The sequence below is a fragment of the Vibrio sabulosilitoris genome, from assembly GCF_055391395.1.
Genome location: NZ_AP029600.1, coordinates 87,845 through 104,132, shown reverse-complemented (window position 1 = coordinate 104,132; position 16,288 = coordinate 87,845). Strand labels below are relative to the sequence as shown.

Annotated in this window: 16 protein-coding genes; 8 read left to right on the top strand and 8 right to left on the bottom strand. The window is 47.7% G+C overall.

The features are described from left to right. The first annotated feature begins 73 nt into the window (after positions 1-73). Both ACZ5R2_RS16430 and ACZ5R2_RS16425 read left to right on the top strand, forming a co-directional pair. A complete protein-coding gene (locus ACZ5R2_RS16430; RefSeq protein ID WP_464903500.1) occupies positions 74-1,717 on the top strand; it encodes an RCC1 domain-containing protein in 1,644 nt (547 codons plus the stop codon). Between the two features lie 353 nt (positions 1,718-2,070). Continuing rightward, positions 2,071-3,066, top strand: a complete 996-nt coding sequence (locus ACZ5R2_RS16425) for a transposase (protein WP_464903501.1) — start codon at positions 2,071-2,073, stop codon at positions 3,064-3,066. 324 nt (positions 3,067-3,390) lie between these two features. On the opposite strand, the gene ACZ5R2_RS16420 is transcribed toward ACZ5R2_RS16425, so the two are convergent. The 7 genes from ACZ5R2_RS16420 to ACZ5R2_RS16390 form a co-directional block, all read right to left on the bottom strand. Continuing rightward, the gene (locus ACZ5R2_RS16420; protein ID WP_464903502.1) at positions 3,391-3,837 is read right to left on the bottom strand and encodes a copper chaperone PCu(A)C; all 447 of its coding nucleotides are present in this window, start codon (positions 3,835-3,837) and stop codon (positions 3,391-3,393) included. Positions 3,838-3,848: 11 nt separating this feature from the next. Next, entirely contained in the window at positions 3,849-4,421 is a 573-nt protein-coding gene (locus ACZ5R2_RS16415) for an SCO family protein (RefSeq protein WP_464903503.1), read from the bottom strand. Next, the gene (locus ACZ5R2_RS16410; protein WP_464903504.1) at positions 4,418-4,831 is read right to left on the bottom strand and encodes a hypothetical protein; all 414 of its coding nucleotides are present in this window, start codon (positions 4,829-4,831) and stop codon (positions 4,418-4,420) included. Before ACZ5R2_RS16410 ends, ACZ5R2_RS16415 begins: the two co-directional genes overlap by 4 nt. Positions 4,832-4,843: 12 nt before the next feature. Next, entirely contained in the window at positions 4,844-5,758 is a 915-nt protein-coding gene (locus tag ACZ5R2_RS16405; protein WP_464903505.1) for a polyprenyl-phosphate transporter, read from the bottom strand. Between the two features lie 123 nt (positions 5,759-5,881). Next, entirely contained in the window at positions 5,882-6,589 is a 708-nt protein-coding gene (locus ACZ5R2_RS16400) for a PilZ domain-containing protein (protein WP_464903506.1), read from the bottom strand. A gap of 270 nt (positions 6,590-6,859) precedes the next feature. Then, entirely contained in the window at positions 6,860-7,990 is a 1,131-nt protein-coding gene (locus tag ACZ5R2_RS16395) for an HlyD family secretion protein (RefSeq protein ID WP_464903507.1), read from the bottom strand. A gap of 2 nt (positions 7,991-7,992) precedes the next feature. Continuing rightward, complete coding sequence (locus ACZ5R2_RS16390; protein ID WP_464903508.1) at positions 7,993-8,373, bottom strand: DUF3302 domain-containing protein; 381 nt, start codon at positions 8,371-8,373, stop codon at positions 7,993-7,995. Positions 8,374-8,648: 275 nt separating this feature from the next. On the opposite strand from ACZ5R2_RS16390, the gene ACZ5R2_RS16385 reads away from it, so the two are divergent. From ACZ5R2_RS16385 to ACZ5R2_RS16370, 4 genes are read left to right on the top strand one after another with little or no spacing between them, the layout of a single operon-like run. Beyond that, positions 8,649-9,602 (top strand): YbgA family protein, encoded by a 954-nt coding sequence (locus ACZ5R2_RS16385; protein ID WP_464903509.1) that lies wholly within the window; start codon positions 8,649-8,651, stop codon positions 9,600-9,602. Then, the gene (locus ACZ5R2_RS16380) at positions 9,592-10,395 is read left to right on the top strand and encodes a MerR family transcriptional regulator (protein ID WP_464903510.1); all 804 of its coding nucleotides are present in this window, start codon (positions 9,592-9,594) and stop codon (positions 10,393-10,395) included. The genes ACZ5R2_RS16385 and ACZ5R2_RS16380 overlap by 11 nt, the downstream gene beginning before the upstream one ends. 10 nt (positions 10,396-10,405) lie before the next feature. Continuing rightward, complete coding sequence (phrB, locus tag ACZ5R2_RS16375) at positions 10,406-11,815, top strand: deoxyribodipyrimidine photo-lyase (RefSeq protein WP_464903511.1); 1,410 nt, start codon at positions 10,406-10,408, stop codon at positions 11,813-11,815. Beyond that, complete coding sequence (locus ACZ5R2_RS16370) at positions 11,812-12,714, top strand: L,D-transpeptidase family protein (RefSeq protein WP_464903512.1); 903 nt, start codon at positions 11,812-11,814, stop codon at positions 12,712-12,714. The genes phrB and ACZ5R2_RS16370 overlap by 4 nt, the downstream gene beginning before the upstream one ends. Positions 12,715-12,813: 99 nt before the next feature. Here ACZ5R2_RS16370 and ACZ5R2_RS16365 read toward each other — a convergent pair whose 3' ends face one another. Beyond that, the gene (locus tag ACZ5R2_RS16365; RefSeq protein ID WP_438456777.1) at positions 12,814-13,074 is read right to left on the bottom strand and encodes an Lpp/OprI family alanine-zipper lipoprotein; all 261 of its coding nucleotides are present in this window, start codon (positions 13,072-13,074) and stop codon (positions 12,814-12,816) included. Positions 13,075-13,460: 386 nt separating this feature from the next. Here ACZ5R2_RS16365 and ACZ5R2_RS16360 point away from each other — a divergent pair, with 386 nt between their 5' ends. Continuing rightward, complete coding sequence (locus ACZ5R2_RS16360) at positions 13,461-14,795, top strand: DEAD/DEAH box helicase (RefSeq protein WP_464903513.1); 1,335 nt, start codon at positions 13,461-13,463, stop codon at positions 14,793-14,795. 596 nt (positions 14,796-15,391) lie between these two features. After that, positions 15,392-16,213, top strand: coding sequence for a phosphate ABC transporter substrate-binding protein (locus ACZ5R2_RS16355; RefSeq protein ID WP_464903514.1), 822 nt, complete (start codon positions 15,392-15,394; stop codon positions 16,211-16,213). The last annotated feature ends 75 nt before the right edge of the window (positions 16,214-16,288 follow it).

Genomic DNA, 16,288 nt, shown 5'->3' with positions numbered 1-16,288 from the left:
GATAAAATTCGCCGAAATTAAACCCATCGCTCCATTTCTAATCCTTAGGATTTGGAGCCTTAAAACCTTATCTATGAAAAAATTATTTTTGAGCACGTTAGTAGCGACGTTGATCACAGGATGTAATCAAGCTAGCGATAACTCAGATACGGATTCTGGAACTGGCATACCTCCTTTTGAACTGCCTAAGATAACGGCACTTTCGATTGATGGCGATTATAAAGTTGGTGAAGAGCTTAGCGCTCTAGTTGAGTGTGATTCCTGTGATTCTTACTCGGTCTCTTGGTACCTCGATGGCAAACTAAGAAGTATTAATCCAAGCTTTGAACTTAAAGCTACTGATATGTATAAGGCCGTCAACCTAGAAGTCGTGGGTGGCAATAGCGCAGGTCAAGATAGCGCTAGAGCTCTAGCATACCCTGAATGGGTGGCCAGCGTCAGTGGTTCTCGGAATGGTTTTATGGCACTAACCAACATGGGCAAGCTTGTTGTGTGGGGTAACTTTAGCAAAACTCTGCCAGAGGTCTTGTCTGAGGGAACTCACAGTGCATTTTCAATTATAGTTTCGCAAGCGGCTATTCATGGCGAAAATAAAGTTCTAGTGACATGGCCAAGCTATACGGTCGGGCCGACTGAGACCTTAACGGGTATCGAAGCTGTTTTTTCGACACGCAATGCGTTTGCGGCCTTAAGTGACAAAGGAAGGGTTTCGACGTGGGGTTCAGAGGTTACAGGTGGTGACAGTAGTGAGGTGGAGCATCTACTGCAAAATGGCGTTATTAATGTGTTCTCAAATGACAATGCCTTTGCAGCGCTTCGTGAGGAAGGAAGAGTCGTAACTTGGGGGTGGGATATTCTAGGAGGAGATAGCAGCGCTGTCGAAGAAGACCTTGGTAGTGGTGTAGAACATATCGTTGGTAATGAGTATGCCTTTGCTGCTATTAAACAGGATGGCAGAGTTGTGACTTGGGGGCACCCTGACTCTGGTGGTGATAGTGCCGATGTTTCCGCCGAATTGAGCAGAGATGTGCTATCCATCGTGCCTTCAAATGGCGCTTTCGCGGCCCTAAAACAGGACGGTAGCGTAGTAACATGGGGCAAGGAATACCTATGTATCGATGATCCTGATAATAGTGTCTCTTTTGATGAGGTGAAGCATTTGCTTTCGTCCGATGTAGTTGACACCCAATCGCATCTTATCAGTAATGCGTTTGCAGCTCTAAAAGATGATGGTCAAGTAATAACTTGGGGTTGTGCATACAGTGGTGGTAACAGCTCTAGCGTTGAAGAACATTTAGAAACAGGGGTCGTATCGATTGCTACTACTGCGCATACATTTGCCGCATTGAAGGATGACGGTAGTGTTGTCACGTGGGGGCTTGCTGATGCGGGTGGCGATAGCAGCTCTGTAGCCGATGAGCTTGGCTCAGGTGTAACTGAGATAGTTTCGTCAAGTCGTGCTTATGCCGCACTTAAGGCTGACGGAAGTGTGGTTACTTGGGGTGACAGTAAATTTGGTGGAGATAGCAGTCTAGTAGCCGAGCAGCTACAAAGCGATGTTATTGAGATCATCCCAGCTACTAAATCGTTTACCGCGATAAAGTCAGACAACAAAGTGGTGACATGGGGTGACGAAACTTATGGTGGAGACAGCAGTGAAGTGGCTGACCTTCTTAAGCCTAGCCTTAAAGTGATGGAAGCTTCTTTGACTCAATAGGCCTCTAAGTTATAAAGACAACGCCCTCGGCTACTTTTGTAACCAAGGGCGTTCTTGTATTTAGGAAATAAGAAATAACATATATAGCAACATATATAACAAGACACCCATATCATTGGTTATTATATAACAAGACACCCATATCATTGGTTATTATATAACAAGACACCCATATCATTGGTTATTATATAACAAGACACCCATATCATTTGTTATTATATAACAAGACACCCATATCATTTGTTATTATATAACAAGACACCCATAGATATATAACAAGACACCCATATCATTGGTGGATTGATCGATCCTCTCCTACACTGAAATAGTGCTCAACTATTAGGAGAATCACGATGCCCAAAGCTCGCTCTGAACAAGTTAGTCTAGATGATACGGCCTATTACCACTGTGTTTCACGCTGTGTGCGCAGGGCCTACTTGTGTGGTGTTGATGAGATTACTGGTAAGAGTTATGAACATCGGCGGGGTTGGGTTGAAGGGCGTTTGCTCAAGTTGGCACGTGTGTTCGCCATTGATGTTTGTTCGTATGCGGTGATGAGTAATCATACCCACGTGGTGCTGCATGTTAATCAGGTGACGGCTCTGGGCTGGAGTGCGCGTGAGGTCTTGGAGCGTTGGCATCAATTGCACAAAGGAACACTGCTAACAGCTCGCTATCTCAGTGGAGAGCAGCTCGATGAAACGTCATTGAAAGCGGTTATAGATATTGTTGAGGTGTATCGCCAGCGTCTGTATGACATTAGCTGGTTTATGCGTAACCTCAATGAGACCATAGCCCGTCAAGCCAATAGAGAAGAGGGGTGCACTGGACGATTTTGGGAAGGGCGCTTTAAGTCGCAAGCGCTACTTGACGAAGCTGCTTTAGTTGCCTGTATGGCTTATGTCGACTTAAACCCGGTCCGCGCCCAGATAGCGCCAACCCCTGAAGAATCCGATTATACAAGTATCAAGGCTAGGGTGGATACTCTCCAGGATTCTGACGGCTGCAACCCGCACCAACCTGAAGCCTTATTTCCTTTTGTTGGTGACCCTAGGCAGGAGATGCCAGAGGGGCTGCCGTTCCGACTTAAAGATTACCTATTACTGGTTGATTTCAGTGGTCGTGCCATACGTGAAGACAAGCGTGGGGCCATAGCTGAGTACCATCCGCCGATTTTGTCCAGACTAGGAATCGATGAAGCGATTTGGGAAACACTGATTGTTTCGCTTGAAAAAGAGTTCACCGGACCTATCGGTGGTGAAAAGTCTCTGCGTCAATATCAGCGACATCACGGCTTGCAGAGGATGAAAGGCGTTAGAGTCGCCAGGCGATGTTTTAAAGCGGCTTAACTTTACATTTATCAAGCTCGATTTTCCGCTGATGAGTGCAGTGGTGAAGAACTTTTTGTACGAGACTGCCCAATAACCAGAAATGCGCTTCTGATGATAGATTTTGTCTGATATTTGACTCTTTTTCTGTTCTGTATCCGGTATCACTGTTGATTCAATAGGACGGTAATCTTCTTTAGCTTTAATATGGATGTCTTAATAACTATATCCTGGGGGGGTGAGCGAGCTACAACTCGTTTAGATGAGCGAGGCGCTGTCCGCGCGCTCAAAACCGCCCTCGCTCTTCGAAGAGCTTTGCCCATCTCCGAACTTCGTCCCTCGATTTTAGTGGTGGTGCTTCATCGCTGGCAGGACTTTTTTGACGGGGGCAGTGAAGCTTTGATGGTGACCATCAGCGAAGGTGAACTCTAGGTTGATAGACTCACCTTCCACCAGCGGTTGTGAGAGGTCAAACAGCATAATGTGTAAGCCGCCGGGCTTTAAAGCAAGGTGCTGATTCGGCGGGATGACCAGCTGGTCGATTTGACGCATTTTCATCACATCTCCCTCGGTTTCAACGGTGTGTAGTTCAACACTGCCAGCTGCAGGTGTGGTTGCTGAAACAATTGTTACTGGCATGTCGGCGTGGTTGTGCAAATGGGCAAACACAGCGCTGGTGGTGATATTTGGTGGAGTGGCCCGCACGTAAGGCTCATTGATCATCAGCTCTGTCTCTGCATGCGCAGCAAGGGCGCAGATAGTCAAGCCGAACATCGTTATCAGTTTATGCATTAATCCTTTCCTCACTGTGTGATGGTTGTTTTTATCGCGGCCAGCACTGGTGCGGGTGACAGAGCATGAGGGACCTTAGTGAGGAGTTGGCCACGGGCATTAATCAGATAGAAGTAGGAGTTGTGATCTAGGGTGTACTCTAGCTCTGAGCCCTCAAGCTGTGATTTTTGGAAGATAACTCCGAACTGGTTGGCCAGCTTTTGTGTCGTGTCCAAGCTGCCGCTCAGCCCTTCTAATCTAGGGTGGAAGTATTGTGCGTATTGATGCGCAAGCGCAGCATCATCGCGATCAGGGTCAAGGGAGATGAAAATGGGGCGAAGTTGGTCGAGCTCGTGCTCTTCGAGTTGGTTAAGGGCTCCTGCCAGCATGGCAAGAGAAGTGGGGCAGACATCAGGGCAGCGAGTAAAGCCAAAGTAGACGATGCGAATTCTCGGGTCATCTGGGGAGAAGAGTTCAACGCTTTCGCTGCTTTTACCTGCAAGTTGATAAGCGTGTGACGTGGGCGTTGAGCTATGGTTTAACCAGAGCTGAGTGGTAATGCCAGCAACCAGCGCCACAGGGAGTATCCATATCCATTTTTTCATCGGGTCATCCTTATTCCAATCGCGATAGTGTCATTACCATCGGTAATTTCGCCTCGCCAAGTCATGGCGTGCGTTGAGCATACGGGCAAGACGATATCGGTCTGGTAGAGATTATTGTCAACCTTGACTAATTGGCCGCGTACCTCACCCATCTCCATCTCAATTCCACGCAATTTGATACTCAGTTCAGAAGCGTCACTGGGCCAAATCACGCTAAGTTTAGTCGCGGACAGAGGTTGCACCTTGTCTGAATCTAATACGACACGTTTGTCATCAAAGGTGCAAGCTCGTGTTGAAGCAAAGCAGGCGGGGGCTGTGGGTGTTGAATACCAAGCACTCACCGCTGGAATGAGATAAAAGCCCGCGATCGCGGTGAGTAAAAGGATAATGAGCGAAATCCCTGCTCGCATTACAACTCCTGTTTAGTGGTTATCGGCAACCTTCTCCAAAAGCAACACCAAGCCAATCGCGAAGAGGGCGGCAATGATTGCATAGGTCAATTGAGCCGGTTGATTGGCCACGGCCTCAAATGAAAGTGGAGAGAGGTTGATTTGCTCTAGTGGTACCTGCTCACCGCTAGAGTTTGTGCGCCAACTGATGGTTTCTTTCCAAGGCCATATCTTAGGCAGAGTCCCAATCATTAAGCCAGTAAGAAAGGTCAAAGTGAGGTCTCGGTAACGATTTAGCAGCCACGATAGAAGATGGGAGAAACACAGCAGTCCAGACACACAGCCGGCAAGAAAAAGGCCGAGTAGGGCAAAGTCGGCCCCTTTTACCGCCGCAAGGATCGGTGTGTACATACCGAGCAGCAACAGAATAAAGCTACCGGAGATACCAGGTAGGATCATGGCACAGATAGCGATGGTGCCGCAGAGGAAAAAGTTGAATGTGGTCGGTTCAAGATCCAGTGGCTTGAGGACGGTAATCAGGTAGGCAAAGCCAACGCCAATCAGTAGAAACGCCACCGCTTTGGCATCACGCTGCTTTACCTGATGGAGAATATGGTAAACGGAAACCAGGATCAGACCGAAAAAGAATGACCAAAGTGGGATTGGGTGAGTGACCATCAGCCAAGAGATCAGCTTAGCCAAGGTTGCAATACTGGTGAGTACCCCGGCAAACAGTGCCACCAAGAACGTCCCATTGATGCTTTGCCAGGCACCTTTAAGCCCTTGTTGTTTGAGCGTAGTCAGTAAGCTTGGATTGATACTACGAATACTGCCCAGCAGCTTATCGTAGATGCCAGTGATAAATGCGATGGTGCCGCCTGAAACGCCTGGGACGACATCGGCTGCACCCATTGCCATACCCTTAAAGAAAGTAATTAAATAATTCATATTGTTATAGTGAGAAAGATGATGGGCTTAGTATATACCTAACTGACCTTGAGATGCAGGCCTCGAGTGAATATACAGACTCATCTCGAGGCCAAATGCCAAGGGAAGACAAAATGATGTGCTTTATTCCTCAATCAATTCAGACAGACTGGCTTTTAGACTGGTGAGGATCAACCGAGCACTCGCTCGCCCTTTCTGATCAAACTCAAGGCCATAGCGGGCATCCGATTGTGAGTTGGATAGATTGCAGATACGACCATATAGAGGGGCGAGCTGACCATAGTCTTCTTGTGTCGCCAACAGTGAAATCTCGATCGTTTCGCCAATTTGAAAAGGTTGTGATTGAGGCTCGGTGACAAAACGACAGCCACCGATGGATAAGTCTTGCACCTCACACTGAGTTTTGAGGGTCTTAGATCGCGCCTCACCCTGTAGATTGAGTTGATAACGGGGCTCTTTGCGTGATTGTTTTACCACCATTTTGTTGCGTGGTTTGAGTGCGATATAGGCCAGTGGACGATCAACCACATACTTAATCTGAGCACGGAAATGAACCTCAGCACCTTCTCCTTGTGGCGAAAAAGTACGGCCATTGACCCAAAACTGCTCTTGGAAATAGGTTTTTAACTCCTCGACAGAGAGTTGCGGAGGTTCAATCAGGAGCGTGGTGTCTGAGTAGGTGCCGATCAATCGAGCACTGACACGAAATGTGGTCCCTACGGGCGTAGTCACATGCAGCGTTATCTCACAGCCATGCTCAAGTATGGCAAGGGCATCAGCACTGTCCAGTTTGATGATTTTATCGGCAGAGTGTTTGGTGATTAGCCCCATGCCGTTATCTCTTGGTCACATTCTTGTCGTTTAGATTCATCCATAAATCTCATTGGGGCCTAATGGCGAGGCTGTTACTGAATAATTACTCAAATTTATATTAAGTATGTTCCTGATTGCATAAAACAGGGAGGGAGCACTTTCGATGGTTGTTTAGTCGATAAATGTTAACTTGATCACATAGGTGGGACAGTTGACGCAAAGCGCCCGCCGAATTGGGGCGGGCAGACAACAAGGCGATGCAGTATTTAGACGTCTAATATGTGATAACTAGTGGTCCAAATAGAGGTAGTTTTGCCAACTTTTCATTCTAATCAATACTTTACGCATGACAGAAACATGGGTGAATTTATCTGAGTAGACCGCAACCTCGACGGCGGTTCCCAATGGCAGCGAAAAATCACTTAAATCGTCAGTGATTTTTAACGTCACCAATACCCGGCCACTGGTTTTTAGGGCACTGGTCTCAAGCAATCTTCCTTGCGCCTGCACTTGGCTTTCACCAATAGCAGGCAAGACCTGCACTACCTCGCCTTTGAATACTCGGCCAGGAATGGCGCGAAACAAAAACTCAGCCTCAAAGCCGGGCTTGAGACGCTGCAACGAGTTTTGTCGAAAGGCTGCGGTGTAGAGAATGTCCTCAGTATGTACAAAGGTCAGCACCGGTGCCAGTGGTAGCGGGACCGCCATAACACCAGGGCGGAGGATGACTTGAGTGGCATAGCCATCCGTTGGGGCAACGGCGATAGTTTGCTCAAGATCAAACTCTGCTTGCCTTAGCTCGGCAAGCAATGAGGCTACCTGGGTGTTTTCACCACCGATTTCTGAATCTAATGCCAACTGCGCTTGTTGTTGGTTGGCTTGCGCAACTTCAAGTGAGGCTTGAGCGGCTTTAAAGGCTTGGCGACGGGTATCGAGTTGTTGTTCAGTGAAAGCGCCCTTGTCGAAACCGCGTTGATAACGCTGAAACTCTCGCTGAGCTTTGTCGCGCTCGGCGAGTGCTTGTTCGACCGAGGCTTTGGTTTCAACCAGATTGGACTCGAGTACTAGTGCACCTTGGCTAGCCTCCTTAATTTGGGCCCTGACTCTGGCGACCTCTGCCTGATAAGGCTCTGGATCAATACGAAACAGCACATCACCCTGCCTCAAAGGCTGATTGGGCGTTACTGGCACCTCAATAACGCGGCCGCGCACACCTGACACCATAGGTGTCGTCGTAAAAGTTTGATTGCCAATTTGAGTAAACGGGTGATTGTAGTTCATCAGCAGGATCAAAGTGCCGACCAATATGACTCCGCCAAGCACCGCGGTTGGCACCGTCCATTTGTTGAGTGGGATATTGAATACTTTAAAGATTGCTATACACAGCGCCGCGTAGGTCATGATAAGCAGTAAATCCATGGTTACTCCTTGGCGTCAGGTGCTGATGGGAGAGGGGATGAGGATGTTGTCTGGCGCTTGAGTTGATCCACTTCGGCCTGTAGGCTCTCAATTCGGTCGATAAGGGTATCGACTCGATGATGAATATCGTGTTGCTCGGCCTCCAATTTGGCAAAGCCCCAACCACGCTCTTTGCGCCACAGCGTCGCCCAGATCCACAAAAACGGCCAGATAGCATGCAAAGTAAACAGGCTAACCCAACCAGCATAATGAATCGCATCTTGGTGGGGATGCTCACGCTCTTTAGCGATCTCATAAGGGATATCATGAATAACAATAATGCCGTAAAAAATCACCAAGGCGACAAAGACAAGTAACCCCAGCGCAAAATAATCAAGAAACATCCGTATTTCCAATTAATAGTGAGTTCGATTAAGTATTTGACAGGAAAGTGGTTATTTCAACGTAACCAAAAGTTATTTTTTAACGGTCAATCGACAATACTTTGATTCATAAAGTGGAGACTCCCAACGCGCCGTAAACTCCTCGCCTCTCGCAGGGCAACGCCCGATCTCGCCTCCCGCTTCTGTGTTTTTAGTTGTACAAGCAAAAAAACTGTACAAATAACAAATGACCAACAATACTTGTACAAAATGATAGCTTGTACATGAGGTGCAGCATGTTGGCGACAAAAGCAAAAGTGGGTATCAGTTCTTGTGTCCTTGGTGAAAAGGTAAGATTTGACTCTGGTCACAAAATCAGCAACTTTGTGACCAAAGAGCTATCCTCCTATCTCGAATTCATTTCGGTTTGTCCCGAAGTCGGCATTGGGCTCTCAGTACCAAGGCCTACGATCCGCCTGATTTCAAACGATGAGCGCATCGCCTTAGTGGAAACCAAAGACGAGACAAAAGACTACACCGACTTGATGATCGATTTCTCTAATGCTCAAGTTGACCGCCTCAACCAGGAGTCTTTGTGTGGTTATATCGTCTGCGCGAAATCCCCCACTTGCGGGATGGAGCGTGTCAAGGTGTATAAGAACAAACGTGCTGACAAAGAGGGCGTGGGTATGTACACCGAGATCTTGATGCGGAGAATGCCTTGGCTGCCAATAGAAGAAGACGGGCGCCTTAACGACCCAGTATTGCGCGAAAACTTTATCTCACGCATCTACAGCCTGCAGGATTTGTATCACTCAATGGGGGATGAGGTCACCCGTGGCAAGATCGTCGCTTTTCACTCGCGTTACAAACTGACGCTCATGGCGCACCACCCTGACTCCTATCGTTCGTTAGGGCAATTGGTGGCAAACATCAAAGACTACTCGACACAGGAGTTTTTCACCAAGTATCGACTGGAGTTTATGAATGCGATGAAAAACCGCGCCAGTCGCAAGAATAACACCAATGTTTTAATGCATATCCAGGGCTACTTCAAACGCAGTCTGGATAAACCGCAAAAAGCGGAGCTGGCCAAGGTCATTGATGACTACCGAACGGGGCTGCTGCCTCTTCTGGCGCCGCTGACGCTGATTAAGCATTATTTAAGTACCTACCCTGATGACTACCTTGCCAATCAGAAGTACCTAGAACCTTACCCACAGGAGTTACGGCTACGCTATGGCTTATGAAGAAAAAAAGGCTTTTGACGACAAAAAGTACGCCATAAGGGAGGTGTCAGAACTGACTGGCGTCAAGCCCGTCACTCTACGTGCCTGGCAGAGGCGCTACAGCCTGATCCAGCCAGAGCGAACAGAGAAAGGGCATCGCCTTTACACCGACCGCCATCTCGAGATCATAAGAGAAATTCAGGGCTGGCTGGCTAAAGGAGTGGCAATAGGTAAGGTTAAAGAACTGTTGGGTAATCCTGACATTGCACCTGATCCTAACCAGCCCCCTCAAGCTATTGAGCAGGTAGAAGCGGTGCTGTCTGCTCTTGCACAACTAAAAAGTGGCAAAGTTGACGCCATTATTACCTCGGTTTTTAAGGAATACCCCTTGCAACATGTTGAGAGCCTGTTGATCGAACCTGTGATGGAGGCATTGATTCGGGTCAAAGGCAGCAGTCGCACCCTGCAGCGTGCTCTGTTCCAGAGTGTGATGCTCAATCGTTTAAGCTCTATCATCGAGTCTGAAAACAAGGCCGCGCACCGCGGCCACACACTGGTGGTTAATCTGGACGTTGCGGGTAATACTTTTGCTTGGCTTTACTGCTTGAAGGTCGCTGAGCGAGGTCAGCGTGTGACCATGCTCGATGGCGTTGAGGATGTCACGGGACTTATCGATGTGAAATGGCCGTTTGATAGCGTTGCTCTGTTTTCAAACCGAGCGTTGACCGAGAACCTGAAAGATGGCGTACAACGTCTTAAGAGCCAATGGGGAGAGCAGCTACACTGCTCACCAATGATTGAACATTTGACATAGGAAAACTGGGATGCACTTAGTGTGGCTTCGGCGAGACTTGCGCGTAGACGACAATCCTGCGCTCTCCGGTGCTTTGGCAAGTGGTGAAGCCGTGATGGCGGTGTACGTTGCGACACCTGTGCAGTGGCAGCGACATGGCCTCTCTCATCGTCAAGCAGACTTGATTTGGCGCCGCCTGTTTGAACTGCAACAAGACTTAGCACAACTTAATGTGCCACTACTCTACGTTGAAGAAACGGATTTCCGAACCGCGGTGGCGCGCATCGCTTCATTGTGTCGCGCTCATGACGTGACTGGTGTCCATGCAAATCGCGAGTATGAGTTGAATGAGGTCGAGCGTGACCAAGCCCTCCAATCTGCCTTGCTTGAAGCCAATGTTGATGTGACCCTTTATCACGACCGCTGCCTAATGGTGCCAGGGAGCGTGATCAATAAACAAGGGCACTATTTCAAAGTCTTTACCCCGTTTAAAAAAGCCCTTCTATCGCAATGGCAGCCCGCGCAAATCGTCAAGAATAAACCGGCTAGCCATATTGCGGTGACCAAGGCTGACTGGCCCCTGCTCGACCGTCAAACTTCATCGTTTAGCTATCCACGTCAAGCCAGTGATGACTGGGGGGTGACTACCTCAGCAATCCGTGCGCGATTGCGTGAATTCTGTCAGCACAGGGTTGAGGATTATCACCAAGAGCGTGACTTTCCTTCTCTGGACTCTACCAGTCGCCTATCACCCTACCTAGCGATAGGCGCACTCTCAGTCAGGCAGTGCGTTGCTCGCATGGCTGTCAATGGGCAACACCAAGAGCAGGGGGGAGAGGTGTGGCTTAGCGAGCTTATCTGGCGAGATTTTTATCAACACCTAGTCTACTTCGAGCCACGTCTCTGCCAGCATCAAGACTTTATTGCTTGGGGAGCCAACGTCAAGTGGAGAGAGTCTGAGCAACACCTACTGGCATGGCAACTGGGGAGAACTGGCTACCCGATTGTCGATGCCGCGATGCGCCAGCTAAACCAAACGGGGTGGATGCATAATCGATTGAGGATGGTGGTGGCGAGCTTTTTAACCAAAGATTTGCATATTGATTGGCGCAAGGGCGAGCACTACTTTATGACGCAATTGATTGATGGTGATTTTGCTTCCAACAATGGCGGCTGGCAATGGTGTGCCTCCACCGGTTGCGATGGTCAGCCCTACTTTCGTATCTTTAACCCCACTAGCCAGGGAGAAAGATTTGACCCTGGGGGTGATTTTGTCTGTCACTGGATACCTGAGCTAAAACAAGTGCCTACACGATATGTCCACACACCTTGGCTGTGGAGTGGATTCGGTGGCCTTGATTATCCGTCGCCAATAGTTGATCACAAAGCAGAAAGAGAGATAACCTTAGCGGCGTATAAACAAGCAAAGGATGTCGAATGAAGCTACGTAACTGCTTGTCTCTGTGCTGGCTGGTCAGCACATCTGCGCTGTCTGCAGCCTACAGTCTGCCTCCGGAAGGAAGCAGTCTTGTTGGTCGTACTCAGTATCATGTTGTAGAGCAGGGCGAGACACTAGCGAACATTGCCAAACATTATGATGTGGGCTTTCTGTCTTTAACTGCCGCAAACAAAGGTGTGGACCCTTTCTTACCACAGGCTGAGCATGTCCTGACCATACCGAGTGAGATCATTTTGCCACAAGTGGAGCGGACCGGGATTGTGATTAACCTGGCCGAGCTGCGTTTGTACTATTTTGAGCCAGAGGAAGAGATTGTACACATCTTTCCCGTCGGTATAGGTCGAGTAGGCCGTGATACTCCAGAGATGACCACGCGTATCAGTCAAATGCGAGAGGCACCAACCTGGACACCGCCACAATCTGTACGAAGAGACTATCTTGCCAAGGGAATAGAGCTGCCGGCGGTTGTCCAAGCAGGTCCTGACAATCCACTAGGCGAGTACGCGATGCGACTTGCTTATGGCAACGGTGAGTATCTGATCCACGGTACCAATAAAGAGTTTGGTATCGGGCTGAGGGTGAGTGCAGGATGTATCCGTATGGAGCCGAAAGATATCGAGTGGCTATTTCACCAAGTCGAGCGTGGCACACAGGTTAGGATCATCAATGAGCCAATCAAAATGACTCTGGAGCCTGATCGCAGCGTGTTTATTGAAGCGCACGAGCCTTTGACGCGCAGTGATGGCTCTAAAAAGACACTCGAATTACCGATTGAATTGCAGTGGTGGCTGGAGGAATATGAGCTCTCTGCAAGCAAGGCAAACTCGGTGTTGCGGGCGCAGAACGGCGTCCCTATTGAGGTAGTTGCTCCCCAGCTTTAGACTGCTCAAGTATTAAGCGGCCCTTATCGTTGGGATCTAGTGACAATAAAAAAGAGCCGTTATGAGGCTCTTTTTTTGAGTTTGAAGGATGACAACCGCTTACTTAGTGTATGACTGCGCGATGTTATCGATGCGCTCGTTAGCTCGCGCCGCTTCTCTTTGAGCAGACATTGCTGCATCAGCAACTTTCTGCATATCAGCATTTTGCATAGCCTTCATTGAAGATACTTCTTGGCTTAGTTGGCTAACTTGTGCGTTTAGTTCGTTTAGTTGAGCAGTGGTTTCCTCATCTGGACCTGATGCACAGCCCGCTAGTAGAAGTACAGAAGACGCCGCAGCTGCGATTAACATTTTGTTCATCATGAACTCCTTGCATGGATTTTGGTATCAAATAACGCCCTATACATTCTTTTCATATAGTGACATAGCAAGTGTAGACAGTTTCCTACGTAACACAAAGGTCAGAAAAGTTAAAAAAAACCAAGAATTTAAGAGTTGCGTCAATAAATTGACCAAGTTCTCACATTTGATAAGAATTTTGGCTATTACAGTCGATCTTTTGCCCTAGTGTTGCTACCCAAGTGAAAAAGTTAATGACTATTAGATAGTTAAGTAGTGAAGATCATATACTCAAGCAACCTCAAGCTGCATTTTCACTGGAAGAGACTACAATCGAACTAGATTTGGGTCAAAGTACGTTTTGATGTACTATGACGCGCTTTTTATTCTTTCCTTGGAGATAGCTTTTGCAGTTTAAAGATTTGGGCCTTGATAATCGCCTTTTAAAGACACTCAATCACTTTGATTTCCGTAAGCCAACGGAGATCCAACAGAAGGCAGTGCCGGTGGTGATTGCAGGTAAGGACTTGTTGGCGTCGTCAAAGACAGGGTCGGGTAAGACACTGGCTTTTGTGTTACCGATGTTACACAAATCACTCAAGACCAAAGCCTTCTCTGCGAAAGATCCTCGTGCCGTGATTTTGGCGCCGACGCGTGAGTTGGCCAAGCAGGTTTATGGCGAACTGCGTTCAATGCTCGCTGGTCTCTCTTATGAAGCAACCTTGATTCTCGGTGGTGAGAACTTCAATGATCAAGTTAAAGCTCTACGCCGCTATCCGAAGTTTATTGTAGCGACGCCAGGGCGTTTGGCTGACCACCTTGAACACCGCTCATTATTTCTCGATGGCCTAGATACGCTGATCCTCGATGAAGCGGACCGTATGTTGGATCTCGGCTTTGCTCCAGAGCTGCGCCGCATTCACAACGCCGCTAAGCATCGTCGCCGTCAAACGTTGATGTTCTCTGCAACGCTGGACCATGCTGAGGTCAATGATATTGCGGCAGAGATGCTCGATAATCCAAAGCGTATTGCGATTGGCGTATCAAATGAAGAACACAAGGACATTACTCAGCGCTTCTATCTTTGTGATCACCTCGACCATAAAGAAGCCATCTTAGAGCGTGTCTTGGAGGAGGCAGAGTATCGCCAAGTCATCATCTTTACTGCGACACGTGATGATACCGAGCGCCTAACCGTCAAGTTGAATGAAAAGAAACTCAAGGCTGTTGCTCTGAGCGGCAATCTGAATCAGACTCAGCGTAATACGATCATGAGTCAGTTTGAGCGTGCAGTGTTCAAGATCTTGGTGACCACCGATGTCGCGTCACGGGGTTTGGATATCGCCAATGTGACCCATGTGATTAACTTTGATATGCCAAAGCATACCGAAGAGTATGTGCATCGTGTTGGGCGTACTGGTCGTGCGGGTAATAAAGGTGATGCTATCTCTTTGGTGGGCCCTAAAGACTGGGCGAGTTTTAAACGGGTTGAGACTTACTTGCAACAGGACCTGAGTTTCTCTGAACTCGAAGGACTGAAGGGTAAGTTTAAAGGTATCAAGCCACGTAAGCCTGACTTCCGCAAGAAGAAAGCCGACCCTCGCAAGACTAAAGGCACTAATAAGCGTGTAGCGAAGAAGCAACCTGCCAAGCGGGATAAAGGTTTTTATCAGAACGTTGCAGTGGGTGACGCTGTTTTTGTACCGAAAAAGAAAGTTGCACCAAAAGTTGACGATGAGTAATCAACTTTAAGCATCAAAAAGGTGGCCCGTTGGCCACCTTTTTTGTATTTGCTGTCCTCTCTGCGAGGTGATCTTGACAAATCTCACGGCTAATAAGGGCAAAAAATAGCCGTTCACAATAAAAAAATTTCAGTTTTTCTTAGGTTTTTTGGCACCATGAGTGGTGGTTTTTTGTACTAATTTGAGCATTGAAATTGATGTAACGAGTTCAGTCTGATCTGTGTGTTAGTTCAAGCTAGCAACAACTCATTCGTAAAGTTTACAACGTGCACAGTGGCGTCCATTTGATGGCGTCAAGCCATAAAGCTGTTAAATTCTATCTATAACAATGACTTGAGTTGATTTTAAAGCGCTTGGTTAAGAGCCTTAGTTAAATGATTGGAAACATTCATTTAACATCATGGCTTCTATTTCGTGATTCTAGCCCCCTTTTAACAATACGAGATGGGCACAAGATCTCAAAATGACACATGGTCATCTATGTGTCACATGTCACCGAGACTTCAATTTACTGAAACATAACTGTCATATTCGCAGCCTAAAGTGTGCATCGTTCATGTAAACAACGGCAATGATGCCAACAAAGGAATTTTGTGATGAAAAAGACAGTAATCGGTGCAATCGCACTTCTAGGCGCAATGGCAGTGACTCCTGTTTCTGCTAAAGAAACCATCTCTGCAGTAGGTTCTAGCAGCGTAACTCCACTGATGGAAGTTTTCTCTGAAACATACATGAAGACGAACAACAACGTTTTCATCGAAGTACAAGGCCCTGGCTCTTCAGCTGGTGTTCGTGCTGCAAAAGCAGGCACTGCTGACCTAGGTATGTCTTCACGTGCTCTTAAAGAAGATGAAAAAGAGCCGTCTCTCGTTGAACTAACTGTTGCTCTAGACGGTATCGCTGTTGTCGTTAACCCAAACAACAACATCGAAGGCCTAACAGCTGAGCAAGTAACTGCAATCTACAAAGGCGAAGTCGCTAACTGGAAAGAAGTTGGTGGCGAAGACAAGCCAATCGTTGCGGTTACACGTGATACAGCATCTGGTACTCGTGGTGCATTCGAAGACATCATGGACCTTAAACAAAAAATCGGTGACGTAACCGTTACTGCTATCTCTCAGCGCGCTCAAGTTGCTAACGGCAACGGTGCTCTAAAAACTATGGTTGCTTCTAACCCATACGCTATCGGTTACATCTCTCTAGGTACAGTTGACGCAACAGTTAACGCACTACCTATCGACGGTGTTGAAGCGTCTGTAGACAACGTTAAGAACGGCTCTTACAAAGTTGCTCGTCCTTTCCTAGTTCTTTACAAAGAAGGCCAGCCTTCTGCTGAAGCGCAAAAATTCCTAGACTGGATGGTTGCATCTGAAGCGCAATCTCTAGCTGAGTCTAAAGGCTACATCTCTGCTCAATAATCAGCAGACTATACAGTAAAAATTAAGTTGCTCAGCCCGCATTTTGGGCTGAGCCTTTTCCATCTCTTTCGATAA